Source organism: Streptomyces sp. NPDC044002 (assembly GCF_056434525.1).
The window spans coordinates 138,069-150,497 of sequence record NZ_JBWKEZ010000007.1; the positions used below are offsets into that span (position 1 = coordinate 138,069).

10 protein-coding genes are annotated in these 12,429 nt (G+C 74.6%); 5 read left to right on the top strand and 5 right to left on the bottom strand.

Annotated elements, in window-relative coordinates; all coding sequences use genetic code 11:
• Nucleotides 1-18: 18 nt before the first annotated feature.
• The 5 genes from AC07A6_RS07980 to AC07A6_RS08000 are packed head-to-tail and all read right to left on the bottom strand — an operon-like array spanning nucleotide 19 to nucleotide 5,998.
• Complete coding sequence (locus AC07A6_RS07980) at nucleotides 19-852, bottom strand: S8 family peptidase (RefSeq protein ID WP_362463571.1); 834 nt, start codon at nucleotides 850-852, stop codon at nucleotides 19-21.
• The gene (locus tag AC07A6_RS07985) at nucleotides 849-3,974 is read right to left on the bottom strand and encodes an adenylate/guanylate cyclase domain-containing protein (protein ID WP_478776476.1); all 3,126 of its coding nucleotides are present in this window, start codon (nucleotides 3,972-3,974) and stop codon (nucleotides 849-851) included. Before AC07A6_RS07985 ends, AC07A6_RS07980 begins: the two co-directional genes overlap by 4 nt.
• 40 nt (nucleotides 3,975-4,014) lie before the next feature.
• Entirely contained in the window at nucleotides 4,015-4,257 is a 243-nt protein-coding gene (locus tag AC07A6_RS07990) for an aroma-sacti cluster domain-containing protein (RefSeq protein ID WP_386272640.1), read from the bottom strand.
• Nucleotides 4,254-4,916, bottom strand: a complete 663-nt coding sequence (locus AC07A6_RS07995; RefSeq protein WP_362463566.1) for an iron-containing redox enzyme family protein — start codon at nucleotides 4,914-4,916, stop codon at nucleotides 4,254-4,256. The genes AC07A6_RS07990 and AC07A6_RS07995 overlap by 4 nt, the downstream gene beginning before the upstream one ends.
• Nucleotides 4,913-5,998, bottom strand: a complete 1,086-nt coding sequence (locus AC07A6_RS08000) for a radical SAM protein (protein ID WP_478776477.1) — start codon at nucleotides 5,996-5,998, stop codon at nucleotides 4,913-4,915. Before AC07A6_RS08000 ends, AC07A6_RS07995 begins: the two co-directional genes overlap by 4 nt.
• Before the next feature lie 528 nt (nucleotides 5,999-6,526).
• Here AC07A6_RS08000 and AC07A6_RS08005 point away from each other — a divergent pair.
• The 5 genes from AC07A6_RS08005 to AC07A6_RS08025 all read left to right on the top strand — a co-directional run bounded on the left by AC07A6_RS08005 (nucleotide 6,527) and on the right by AC07A6_RS08025 (nucleotide 12,423).
• Nucleotides 6,527-7,708: a glycosyltransferase gene (locus AC07A6_RS08005; RefSeq protein ID WP_478776478.1), complete on the top strand. Its 1,182-nt coding sequence runs from the start codon at nucleotides 6,527-6,529 to the stop codon at nucleotides 7,706-7,708.
• A 71-nt stretch (nucleotides 7,709-7,779) separates the two neighbouring features.
• Nucleotides 7,780-8,742: a DUF6895 family protein gene (locus tag AC07A6_RS08010; protein WP_478776479.1), complete on the top strand. Its 963-nt coding sequence runs from the start codon at nucleotides 7,780-7,782 to the stop codon at nucleotides 8,740-8,742.
• A gap of 38 nt (nucleotides 8,743-8,780) precedes the next feature.
• The gene (locus tag AC07A6_RS08015) at nucleotides 8,781-9,977 is read left to right on the top strand and encodes a radical SAM protein (protein WP_362463688.1); all 1,197 of its coding nucleotides are present in this window, start codon (nucleotides 8,781-8,783) and stop codon (nucleotides 9,975-9,977) included.
• 2 nt (nucleotides 9,978-9,979) lie between these two features.
• Entirely contained in the window at nucleotides 9,980-10,909 is a 930-nt protein-coding gene (locus AC07A6_RS08020; protein WP_478776480.1) for a DUF6895 family protein, read from the top strand.
• Nucleotides 10,906-12,423: an MFS transporter gene (locus AC07A6_RS08025; RefSeq protein ID WP_478776481.1), complete on the top strand. Its 1,518-nt coding sequence runs from the start codon at nucleotides 10,906-10,908 to the stop codon at nucleotides 12,421-12,423. Before AC07A6_RS08020 ends, AC07A6_RS08025 begins: the two co-directional genes overlap by 4 nt.
• Nucleotides 12,424-12,429 lie beyond the last annotated feature (6 nt).

Below are 12,429 nucleotides of genomic sequence, written 5' to 3' on the forward strand. Positions count from 1 at the left end.
TCCTTCCGGTGCCGGTTGTTACCGGCGTCCGTGGACACGGACGTTGGCTGCGGACAGGTACAGGGCGTTCTTGAGCTGGAACGGCGTGAGCCGGGGGCTGCTCGACAGGATCCGCGCGCAGAGCCCCGCGATGAACGGCGTGGCGTAGCTGTTGCCGGAGCTGCGGATCGACGTGCCGCCGAGCCACGCCACCTGGACCTTCTGGCCGGGGGCGAAGAACTCCACCGGCGGCTCGGGGTTGTACAGGTGCAGGTCCGGGTCGTCCTCCTGGTGGCTGCCGACCGAGATCACCGAGGAGAAGCGCCAGGGGAAGCTCTCCACGCGGGTGTTGTGCGCGGAGGCGACGATCACGGTCTGCTGGAAGTACGCCTCGTCGGCCAGCCGGCGAAGCTCGTCCACGAAGCGGTCGTGGGTGGTGGACAGGCTGAGGTTGACCACGTCGAACCGCTGGCGCACGGCCCACCGGATCCCTTCGAGCAGGACGTCCCCGCTGCCGGAGAACCGGTCGCCGAGCACCCGGACGCTGGAGATCTCGCACTCCGGAGCGGTGCGCCGGATGATCCCGGCGCAGGCGGTGCCGTGACCGCAGGCGTCCCCGTCCTCCGTCTCCTCGACGTGGACCCCGTCGGCGTCCTTGAAGACCCGCCACGAGCGGTCGAGCGGGCCGACCATGGGGTGGTCCCGTTCGACGCCCGAGTCGACCACGCAGACGCGTATGCCGCGGCCGGTGCCGCCGAGGAGGCCTTCCCCCGGCGGTTCGGGCGGGCCGTCGGCCTCGACGGGTACGTCCGCGGGGCCTCGCCCTCGCAGGCCCCAGGTGAGTGCGGGCGCAGGGTGCTGCGCGGTGGTCATCGTGGTGTTTCCTTTCCGGCTCCGGGACCGTGCCCGGAGGTACGGCCGTGGCAGCGGGCGACCACTGCCTCGGCCTGGCGTACGGCGGGGAGATGGCCCTTCGCCGCGAAGCGCCTCCGGGCGCGCGCGGCCGCCGCGGCTGCGTCGGCCTGGCGCCCCAGCGCGAGGGCGGTACGGGCCATGTCGAGGGCGGCGGTGCCCTGGACGATGGGCGAGTCGGTGCGGTCGGCGGTGACGAGCGCCCGGGCGGCCAACCGGGTGGCGGTCGCGGCCTGCCCGCGCGCGGCGGCGATCCGGGCGCGCAGGCCGTCGAGGTCGGCCGACTCGGCGCGTGGTCGGGCCGGCCCGGCCCGCTCCCCGTCCAGTTCGGCGAGGGTGTCGCGGGCGGTGCGCCAGTCATCGAGGTCCAGCCGGATGCGGGCGGCGTCGGCCAGGGCGCTGCGCAGCAGTGCCGTGGCACCCAGCTCCCGCGCGGCGGTGGCGGCCCGTTCCAGGCTCGGCAGTGCCTCCTCCCGGCGGCCGGTCAGGTCGGCCACGGTGGCGGTGAAGATCGGCAGGAAGGCGTCGGCCTCGGCGTAGCCGAGCCGCTGCGCGAGCTGCTCCGCCTCGGCGAGGCAGGCCAGGGCTCCGTCGCGGTCGTCGTGGAGGGCCAGCAGCACCGCCAGCGGGCAGTTGAGCGTGAGCCGGACGGCCCGGCGGCCGGGCCCCTGGTCGGCGAGGAGCTCACGGCAGCGGGCCGCCGCGGCCTCGACCGGTTGGGGGCCGCGCCAGAGCGAGACCCCCATCGCGCCGAGGGCCGCGGCGCGCTCCGGCTCGGCGTCGGCGCGTACCGCGTGCTCCAGCGCGTCGGCGAGCAGGCCCTCGGCCGGCCGGTGCCGGCCCTGTTCCTGGGCGCGCTGGGCGAGCCTCAGGCAGGCCTTGGCCTGGCCGAGGTGGTCGCCGGCGGCCGCGAAGACCGGCAGGGTGGCGCCGGCTGCCTCGGCCGGCGACTCGTCCGGTCCCGTGGACCGGCCGGCCGAGGCCAGGGCGAGGCGGGCGTGCGCGGTCTCCACGTCCTCGTCGCCGTCGGCCCGGGCCTCGGCCAGTACTTCTTCGAGCAGCGCTCGGCCTTCGGTGCCGCGCCCCAGGTCCAGCAGCGTCTGGCCGAGCCGTCGGCGGGTCGCCGTGCTGCCCGGCTCGCCCGCCGCGTAGCGGGCCGCGGCGCGGGACAGCACGTCGGCGGCCCACACGGGGTCGGCGTGCGCCAGTGCCAGCCGCCCGGCCTCGGCGAGCGCGTCGGCGGCGCGCCGGCGCAGCCCGTCGGTGTGGGCGTCCTGGGCGCCCAGCTCGACCCGGTAGCGGTAGGCCTGTTCCAGATGGCCCCCGACCGCCGCGCTGCCCCGCCGGCGGACCGAGTCCAGGCGGGCCGCCTCTTCGTGCTGGTCGGCCCGGTCCTGCTTGGACTGGCTGGTGTAGACGACCTCCTGGATCAGCCCGCCGGCGAAGCGGAACGCCCCGCCGTCCGGCCTGATCAGGCGGTGCCGGACCAACCGGTGCAGCACGGGGTGGAGGGCGGCTCCGGTCCACTCCGGCGCGGGCTGTCCGGCGAGCGCGGTCAGTTCGTCGGCGGTGAAGTCGCCACCGAGGACGGAGGCCAGGCCCAGGGCCCGGTGCTCGGGCGGGTCGAGCGCGTCGATCCGGGCGCCGATCAGGGCCTGGAGCGGGAGCGGGACGCGGTCCGCGTCGACGGGGTCGCCCGCGACCAGCAACTGCTCCAGGTGCAGCGGGTTTCCGCCCACCCGGGCCAGGACCCGGGGACCGAGCGGCTCGCCGTCGGTCGCGCCCCCGGTGAGCTCGGCCGCGAGGAGCTGCGCCTCGGCGTCGGAGAGCCCGCCGAGCGGCACGGCGTCCAGTGCCAGCTCGGGTCGTACGTCGAACAGTTGGGGGCGGGTGAGCAGCACGATCAGGACGGCCGCGTCGGCGAGTGCCCGCAGCAGCCGGTCGAGGGTGTCGAAGAGCGGCTGCGCGGCCCAGTGGCAGTCGTCGATCACCAGGACCACCGGCTCGGCTGCGGAGAGCCCGGCGAGGACCTTGGCGAGCGCGGCGCAGGTGTCCGCCGGTGACGGGTTGGGCGTGCCGTCCAGGAGCAGGCCCTGGTGGAGCAGGTCCAGTTCGGGCGACGGTACGACCGGGCCGGCGGTCTCCAGCAGGTCGGCCACGGCCTCGGCGAGCGGCCCGAGGCTGGGTTGTTCGCCCCGGGCCCGGACGTGCCCGAAGCCGTGGCGCGGTCCGCCGGCCGTGGCCGGCGCCTTGTGGAGCCATTCGCGGACGAGCCTGGTCTTGCCCTGGCCCGCCTCCCCGCCGACCACCACGAGGCCGGCCCCGCGGGTGCGGACCACACGGTCCAGCGCCTGGTCGAGGAGGGCGAGTTCGCGGGTCCGGCCGATGAAGGCGAGGTCGAAGCGGCGCAGCGCCTCCGGTCCCTCCGCCTCGTCGAGGCCGAGCAGGCGGTGGGCGGCGACCCGGTCGGTCTTGCCCTTGAGGAGCAGCGGTCCGGTCTCGGTCGTCCGGACGCCCGGCCCGGCGGCCGCCAGGGTGTCCGGTCCGATGAGGATCTCTCCGGCGACGGCGTTCTGTTCCAGGCGGGCGGCGACGTTGACCACCTCGCCGGAGACCATCGCCTGCCGCAGGGTTGCCGAACCCGTCACCGCCTGGCCGGTGTTGAGACCGATGCGCATCTCCAGCCGGACGCCGACGCCCTGCTCCAGCCGGACGTTGAGTCCGGCGAGCGCCTTCTGCATGGCCAGGGCGGCGGCGACCGCCCGGCGGGCGTCGTCCTCCCGTACGGTCGGCACGCCGAAGACGGCCATCACGGCGTCCCCGATGAACTTCTCCACGGTGCCGCCCTGCTCCTCGATCCGGAGCCTCATCAGGTCGAACCAGCGGAGCGTCACCGAGCGCAGGGTCTCCGCGTCCAGTGCTCCGGAGAGCGCGGTGGAACCCACCAGGTCGCAGAAGAGGACGGTCACGACCTTGCGGCCGGTCGGCTTGACCGTGGCCGGCCCGGGGGCGCACGGGCTGCCGCAGGACGGGCAGAACCGGGCGCCGGGCGGCAGTGCGCTCCGGCACGAGGTACAGGGCATGGATTCCTCCGGTGGACGCGGGACGGCGGGGCGGCCGGTGTCAGAAGAGGGCGCCGCCCGCCACGTCGGCGTGGGCCTGCACCTCGGGCGCGGCCGCGTCGAGCCGCCCCCTGATGTCGACGAGCAGGGCCAGTTCCTCCGGGGCCAGCGCGCGCAGGACCTCGTGCTGCTCTTCGCTGAGCGCGTCGAGTTCGAAGCCGGCGGCGGCCAGCGCCTCCAGCGTGGGCTCGGACGGGGACGCGTCGGACGGGGCGTCGTCGTACGGCACGGTGTGGTCGGTCACGGGTGTTCTCCGGGGTTGTCGGCGAGGGAGAGGAAGAGCCGGGTGAGCAGGTCCGCCGTGTGCAGGGCACTGACGGAGACGGCGGTCTGCCGGGTCGGGGTCGGCGCGAGGGCGTCGAGCACCCGGTGGAGGTCGTCGAGGTGGCCGCCGTCGAGCTCGGCGTGTTCCCGCAGGGTGCGGAACGCGGCGTCGGGGAGGCCGGTGGCCTCGGCGAGGCGGTCGGCGAGCCGGGGCCCGGGGGCGTTGCCCTCCAGGACCGCGACGTAGCCGAGCAGTGCAATGGGGTGCTCGTGCTCGATCCGGTAGTACTGCGCCCCGGCGAGTTCGACGACGAGGGGGTGCGGCACGGCGGCCGGCCCGGCGCCGGCGGCGGCGAGGTCCTCCAGCAGCCAGGTGTCGTGGCCGCGCTCTTCCTCGGCGTGGCGGGTGCAGTACGCCGCGAGGGTCCGCGCGGCCGGGTCGTCGAGCTCGGCGCACCGTTCGGCGGCCCGCTCCAGCAGCGGCACCGAGGCCCGGACGAGCGGGTACATGGCGGCCAGGTAGCGCAGGTACCGCTGCCGCAGCCCGTCCGGCCGCCAGAGGGCCGCGGTCGCGGCCCTCAGGGCGGTGGTGGTGGGTGCGAGCTTGGTCGTGAGCGCGAAGGATGCGGTGACGGTCATCGGTGGCTCTTCTCCTGAGCGGGGAGCGTCTCGACCAGGTGCGCGTAGCGGGCGCAGCCCATGCGGCTCACCAGGGCGGCGGGCCCGGCGGCGAGCTGCTGCTCCGTGCTGAGCCGGTCGAGGAGTTCGCCGACCCGGCCGCCGGCGTCGCGGGCCGCGCCCGCGAGGACCTCGGGGCGGTCGGCGAGCGCGTGGCAGCTGCGGCAGTAGCCGGCCGGGGCGGGCGAGGTCCCGTACCGGGCGTGCAGCCGCCGGGGGCCGACGGAGCGCAGCATCCGCAGCACCGGGGAGGCGAGGGAGCGCTCGCGGACGGCCTGCCAGTCGTCGTCGGCGATGTGTCCGAGCCGCAGGTGCGGGGGTACGGGGCGGCGGTCCACCGTCCACTGGTTGCAGCAGGCGGCCACGGTCCCGTCGAAGGCGATCACCGGCCAGGCCGCGAGGGTGCAGGGCGCCGCCACGGTGCCGTCCGGTCCGTCCGGTGTCGCCCGGACCAGGCCCGCGGCGCGGCCGAGCGGCCGGACCTCGTTGACGAGCAGGGGCACCCGGCCGGCGAAGGTGCGGCGGATGTCCGCGACGGCGTCCGCCAGGTACGGGTCGTCGCCTCCGGTGCCGGTGAGGTGGATGCTGACGGGGATCCCGGCGTCGAGCACGGCCCGCAGGGCGCACAGCACGTCCGCGCGGGGGACCTCGCGCTCGTGGTGGACGTCCAGGCTCGCCGAGAAGTGGTCGAGGGACGTGATCGCCCGCATGATCCGGTCCGGGACGCGTCCGCCGCGGGCGAAGAACATCCCGCTGAGCAGTGCCGTGCGGGAGCCCGCGGCGCGGGCGAGAGAGGCCAGGCGGGCGGCCAGTTCCGGCAGCAGCAGCGGTTCGCCGCCGGTCAGCATGACCACTTCGGGGCGGTCCTCCGCGCCGAACGAACCGATGAAGCGCAGCAGGTGCTCCTGGTCGGGCTCCTCGGAGGCCGCCATGGAGGAGTTGGTGGAGCAGTGTGCGCAACTCATGGGGCAGCGGCGGGTGAGCGCCACCAGCAGGCCGCCACAGGGCACCGGCCGCAGGCCTATGAGCTCCGCCAGTTCCACGTCTCCCCCTCATGTACTCGCGCCGTGCGCTCGTGTCGCGCGCGGATCAGGCCCGGATCGTCTCCGCGCGCGGCCAACTTCCGGTTCGAGAACGCCTGGTGATCGGTTGGTCCGCAGGTCGCAGCGGTCGTACGGCGGGGCGCGGCGGGGCGTCCGGCGGGGTTTCGGGGTCGTACCGCGTACGTGGCCTCGGGGTATACCGGTGCCGAACCGCCGGCCAGGCGTTCCCGTACCCGGGCTCCCTAACTTTCTTCTCAGACGGCGGAACGACGCCGACAAACCGAAGGAGAAGAACATGAGCGAGAACATCACCCCCGAGACCGAGAACGAGGACATCGAGGTCGTCGCCCACCGCGAGGACGAAGAGGCCGAGGCCGGCTCGTGCATCATCAACCACTCCCACGAGATGTGATGACTGCTCATCTCGCCTGATGACCGCGCGGGCCCCCCGGCTCTCGGCAGCTGCTGCCAAGAGCCGGGGGCCCGCGGCCACCCTGGCATCCGCCACAACGTGAGGAGCGGCACACCATGAAGATCCTTCTCTGTCCGCTCAGTGACGGCGGCTACCTCTACCCGGCGGTCGCGGCCGGCCGGGAACTACGGCGCCGGGGCCATCACGTCAGTGTGCTGGGCCGGGCCACCGCAGCGCCCGTCGCCGCCGATGCCGGACTGCCGTTCGCGGCGGCCGAGGACTTCGGCGGCCACCGTGCGTTCTCCGCCACGTGGTGGGGGCCGCAGGGCGCGGCACAGTACCGCGCGACCGTACGCGCGGCCCGGGAGACCGGGGCCGACCTGCTGGTCACCTCCGTACTCTGCAACGGCGCCCTGCTCGCCGCCGAGACACTGGACATCCCGGTCGTGGTGGTCGGGCTCGCGGCCCACCTGTGGGACTACCGGACCGGCGGCGACGACGAGCCGCACCTGGGCCGGACCCGGCGGAGCCGGACCGAGGGATGCCTGGGGCTCTACTCCGACCTCCGGGAGGAGGCCGGTCTGGCGGGGCGCGCCTCCCGGTGGGGGGACGAACCGCTGCTGGGCGACGCGCTGCTGCTGCGCGGGGATCCGGAGTTGGAGTACCCGGGTGCGCAACTGCCCGAGCGGGTCCGGCACGTGGGCCCGCTGTCCTGGGAACCGACGCCCGACCCGGCGGACGTCGAGGCGATCGGGGACCACCTGTCGCGCTCCGACAAGCCCGTGGTCTACGTCCACCTCGGCCGCTTCTTCGAGGGCAGGAGCCTGTGGCCGCGGCTCAACGAGGCCTTCACCGGCGGCCGGTTCCAGGCCGTGGTCGAACAGGGCCGCTCGACCGACCCGCAGCCCGCCCCCGATGCCGACATCCTGCTGGTCCGCAAGCGCTGGCTGGGACCGCTGGTCGACCGCGCCAACCTCGTGCTGAGCAGCGGCACCTCCGCGCCCGTGCTGGCCGCGCTGCTGCGCGGCAAGCCCCTCGCGCTGTCGCCCAACGGCTCCGAGCAGACCCTGCTCACCGGCGCCTGCCTGCGGGCCGGCGTGGCCGTGCACTTCCCGAACGACCCGTCCGTGGCGGCTACGGCGCTGCTGGAGTCCGCGTGGTGGGACGAAGGTCTGCGGGTCCGCGCCCAGGTGCTCGGCAGCCGGCTGGCCGTGACGGACAGCGCAGCACGCGCGGCCGACGCCGTCGAGGAGGCGGCCGGGCTGCCGGCCACTGCCCCGGCCGGCGCCGCGGCGTAAGCCCCACCGCTCCCTCGGCCGAGGCCTCCACCGCCCCTCGGCCGAGGCGTCCGTTTCCCCGAAGGAGAACCATGAGTACGCGATCAGCAGGCCCCGACCAGGCCGTGGCGAGCCTGTCGGCGGGCGCGCGGCGGTGGCTGGGGCGGCACGCGGCCTACCTCGACTCCCCCGCCGCATACACCGAACTGCCGGTGACCCCGCGCGTGAAGGCCCTGCTGCAGCTCGCGATGGTCCGCCGCTACTGGGAGAAGTGCGCCCCCGCGGACCCCGCCCTGGCGGAGGTGACCCAGGTCGTCGAACGCGTCTGGCAGCGCCCCGACTTCCGCGAGCTCCTCGCCGTCGACGAGCGGCACGTGCGCCAGTTCGAGCTCATCTACGCGGCGCTGGCACCGGCCGGGCCCGACAGCGAGGCGCCCCGCGCCATGCTGGCCCGGCTGGCGGCCGGCAGTCATCTGACGCCGGGCCGCAAGCCGCCGTTCGTGCACCTGGAGGCCAGGTTCTACGCCGACCTCGCCGGCGTCCCGCACCTGTTCGCCCCGTACGAGGAGCTGTACGAGGCGAGTCCGCTCCCCCGCGCCGCCACGCTGCCGGTGGCCGACCTGGACGGCTGCCAGGTCGCGCACACCCTCTTCTACCTCAGCGACTTCGGCCTGCGCGAGCTCCCGCTGTCCGCGGGGGAGCAGGAGCGGGCGCTGCGCGTGGTGGAACGGCTGGCGGACCACTACGTGGCGCTCGGCGACTGGGACGTGGCGGCGAAGCTGCTGCTCGCCCAGCACTGCCTGGGCGCGGATCCGCTGCGCACGCGCTCCGGCGCGGCCGCCCTGCGGATGCTCTGCGCCGCCCAGGCCCCCGACGGATCGATCCCCGGCCGCACCGCCGCCGAGCGGATCCCGGCGGACGCCACGCCCGAGCACTACTTCCGCAAGTCCTACAAAGTGACCCTCGTCGTGGCGCTGGTGACGCTCGTCATCACCGGCGGCCGGACCGACGACCCCGCCCTGACAGCGGCAACGGCCGTACGGGAGACCCTGTGAGCATCGACCAAGCGGTGAACATCGGCCTGCCGGTGAACCTGAGCCCGACCACGCCGCCCGCCCCCCTCCCCTCCGGCGCCCGCCTCCTGAAGGGCGAGCGGAACTGGTGGTTCCTGGGCCCGGGCGGGGTGGCCCGGCTCCGCGACCGGCACGTCACCCCCGAAGGCGGCCTGCTCCCCGACGCGGAGCAGCGCCTGCACGAGACCGGCATGTTCGGCGCCGGCCGGATCAGGTCCTACTCGCTGACCGTCCTCACCAGCACCCACTGCAACCTGGGCTGCGGGTACTGCTTCCAGAACACCGCCCAGGACCAGTTGGGCGGCAGCCGGCCGCCGCGGATCGCCCAGACCCGCCTCACCTCGGACACCATCACCGACATCCTCGGCTTCACCGAGCGGCAGATGGCCGCGGTCGGCCTGGAGAAGCTCCGGATCCTGCTCTTCGGCGGGGAGCCCCTGCTCAACCCGCGCGGCTGCCTGGAGCTGCTGGAGCGGGCCGCGGAGATCGCGCCGACCTCGGCCTGGATGATCTCCAACGCCACGCTGCTCACCCCGTCCCTCGCCCGCCGGCTCGCCGACCTCGGACTCAACGCCGTCCAGGTCACGTTCGACGGCGACAAGCCCGACCACGACCGGATCCGGATCGGCCGGGCGGACGGCGGCGCCACCTTCGACAAGATCGTCGGGAACATCGCCAAGGCCTCCGAGGACACGTCGATCAAGTGGACGCTGCGCGTGAACGTCTCCCAGGAGACCTTCCACGGCGTGGACTCCCTGGTCGAGCGGCTCGCGGGCGCGCTCGACCCCGCCCGCTGCACCCTGTACTTCGCCCGGATCGGCGACGTGGGCGTCGGCTACGAGAACAGCCTTCTGCACACGGGCGAACTCCCGGCCGCCTTCTCCCGCTGGCAGCGCCGGGCGCTCGACCTCGGCTTCAACGTGGGCCGCCCCGGCGCCGACCAGACCTGCGCCACCTGCGGCCACACCGACGGCCGCTACGGCGCGGTGGTCAGCGCGGACGGCACCCTGGCCAGCTGCTGGGAGACCGCGGGCAAGCCCGACTGGGAGGTCGGCACGGTCGCCGACGGCTACCTGCCGGGCGAGGAGACCCGCGACAAGTGGATCGGCTGCCAGGACCTCTACCGCTACGACGAGGACGCCCGGACGCTGGCGAGGTTCCGCGACTCCGTCGACACGGCGCTGCTCGACTACCTGCAAGAGACGGGGCGCCTGTAGTCATGTCCGCACCCCTGGACCGGCTCTCCGCCGGCGCGCTCGGCTGGCTGAGCGGAAACCTGGACCACTTCGACCCGTTCGCGGCGGGTGCCCCGTCGGCACCCCTCGGACGGGCGAAGGCGGCGCTGGAACTGGCGCTGCTCTGCCACTGCGCGGCCCGCCTGCCCGACCCCACGGACGAGCTGGGCGGGGCGGGTGCCCTGGTCCGCAGGCTCTGGCAGGACCCGGACCTTCCCCGGCTGTTCGCCGACATCCCGACGCACGGGTCCACGTACGGTTTGATCTACGCCGCCCTGGCCCCCGACGCGATCGACGGCACCCACGTGCGGGCGACGCTCGCCGGACTCGACGCCCGGGTCCTCTCGCCGCAGGGGAAGTCCGCCTACCAGCGCATCGAGGTCCGCCACTACGCGGACAAGGCCGGTGTCCGCCACACCCTCGAACCGTACGCCGAACTCCTGCCGGACAGCCCGCTCGTCGCGTTCCGCGCCGCCGGGCCGGGTGACCCGGCGTCAGCGGACGGGGCTCCGCTCACCGAACCGCAGGCGTACGGCGTGACGCACACCGCCTTCTACCTCGGCGACTTCGGCCGGACCGCCCCCGGGCTGGACGGGCCCGCCCTGGCGCACGCCCGGGACCTGGTCGACCGGTTGCTGGTCCACTGCGTCGAACACGACCGGTGGGACCTGGCCGCGGAGCTGGTCCTCACCCAGTACATCCTGGGGAGCGAGCCGCTGGACACGCCCTCGGGAGCCGCGGCCGTGGAATGCCTGGTGCGGGCCCAGCGATCCGACGGGGCGATCCCCGGCCGGTCGGCCGCGCTCCGGGCGGACCCGTCGGCCCCGGCCGCGGAGTTCTTCGCGAAGGCCTACCACACCACCCTGGTCACCGCCCTCATGGCGCTGGTCGTCTCCTCGCCGAGGCCGTCATGAAGCCGCGGCTGACCCTGATCAACCGCGACTACACCCGGCTCTGGTTCGGCCAGGCAGTCTCGTCCGTCGGGGACGCCGTCTTCAACACGACGCTGGTGCTGTGGGTGGCCACGGTGCTGGCGAAGGGCGAGTCGTGGGCGCCGCTGGCGGTCAGCGGGATCGTGCTGGCGTCGAGCATCGCCGTGCTGGTCATCGGCCCGCTCGCGGGCGTGTTCGTCGACCGCTGGGACAAGCTCGCCACGATGCTGCGCACCGAGGTGCTCCGCGGCGCCGTGGTGGCCGTGCTGACGGTCCTCACCTTCCTGCCGGCCGGCGCCCTTCCGGCCGGTGTCTGGCTCGCACTGATCTACACGACCGTGCTCCTGCTCAACGCGGCCGGCCAGTTCTTCTCCCCGGCGCGGTTCGCGGTCCTGGCGGACCTGGTGAGCGGGGACGCCGACCGCGCCCGGGCCGCCGGCATCGGGCAGGCGACCGGCGAGACGGCCTGGATCATCGGGCCGCCGCTGGCCGCACCGCTGCTGTTCACCGCCGGGCTGCAGTGGGCCCTGCTCTTCAACGGCCTGACGTACGCGCTGTCCTACGTCGCCATCCGCTCCATCCGCGTACCCGGGGCCGGCACGGGCTCCGCCGGACCGGGCGGCGCACGGGGGCCCGCCAAGCGGCAAGGGCCGGCGCTGCGGCGGGAGTTCACGGACGGACTGCGCTTCTTCGCGGGCAGCAGGTTCCTGGTGACGCTGCTCCTGCTCTCCGCCATCGGCCAGTTCGGCACCGGGGCGCTGGGCACGCTCAACGTCTTCTTCGCCACCGACAACCTCCACGCGGACGCCGACCTCTACGGATACCTCGGCATGGCCATGGGTGCGGGTGGCATCACGGGAGCGCTGGCCGGGGGCCGGGCGGTGCAGTGGCTCGGGGCTCGGCGGACCACCTGGATCGCCCTGCTGGTGAGCGGTGTGCTGCTGGTCGCCTACTCCCGGCAGACCGGCTTCGCGGGCGGTGTCGCCCTGCTGTTCGTGTTCACCGTTCCGCTCACCATGCTGAACACCGCGATGTCGCCGCTGCTGCTCGCGGCCGCGCCCCCGGAGTACCGGGGCCGGGTGATGGCGGTGTTCTACCCGGTGACGAGGCTGGCGTCGATGCTCTCCGCCGTCCTGTCCGGCTGGCTCGCCGGATCTCTGCTGCAGGACGTCGGGGGCTCGCTCGGCGGGCTCCGCTTCGGCCCCGTCGACACGGTCATCGCCGCCTCGGGACTGATCGTCCTCCTGGCCGGCTTCTTCGCGATGGCCGCCCTGCCCGGCACCGAAGGCTCCGCTTCCCGGCCGAAGACCCGTCCGTCCGGGCACGGCACGCGCCGCGGACTCCCCACCCGACAGACGACGGACATGCCCGGGACCGGGACTGCGCACCCCGGGTCGCACGAGCGGGCCGAGGTCGTCGCCCACCGCGACGACGAGGAACCCGCAGGCCACCACGGCATCGACGACTCCGGCGAACTCCGACCCACCGAACGATGAGAGAGC

What these genes read in the sequence shown, in the direction of transcription:
- AC07A6_RS07980 (WP_362463571.1), bottom strand. Translation starts at nt 852, where the DNA reads ATGACCACCGCGCAGCACCCTGCGCCCGCACTCACCTGGGGCCTGCGA.
- AC07A6_RS07985 (WP_478776476.1), bottom strand. Translation starts at nt 3,974, where the DNA reads ATGCCCTGTACCTCGTGCCGGAGCGCACTGCCGCCCGGCGCCCGGTTC.
- AC07A6_RS07995 (WP_362463566.1), bottom strand. Translation starts at nt 4,916, where the DNA reads ATGACCGTCACCGCATCCTTCGCGCTCACGACCAAGCTCGCACCCACC.
- AC07A6_RS08005 (WP_478776478.1), top strand. Translation starts at nt 6,527, where the DNA reads ATGAAGATCCTTCTCTGTCCGCTCAGTGACGGCGGCTACCTCTACCCG.
- AC07A6_RS08010 (WP_478776479.1), top strand. Translation starts at nt 7,780, where the DNA reads ATGAGTACGCGATCAGCAGGCCCCGACCAGGCCGTGGCGAGCCTGTCG.
- AC07A6_RS08020 (WP_478776480.1), top strand. Translation starts at nt 9,980, where the DNA reads ATGTCCGCACCCCTGGACCGGCTCTCCGCCGGCGCGCTCGGCTGGCTG.
- AC07A6_RS08025 (WP_478776481.1), top strand. Translation starts at nt 10,906, where the DNA reads ATGAAGCCGCGGCTGACCCTGATCAACCGCGACTACACCCGGCTCTGG.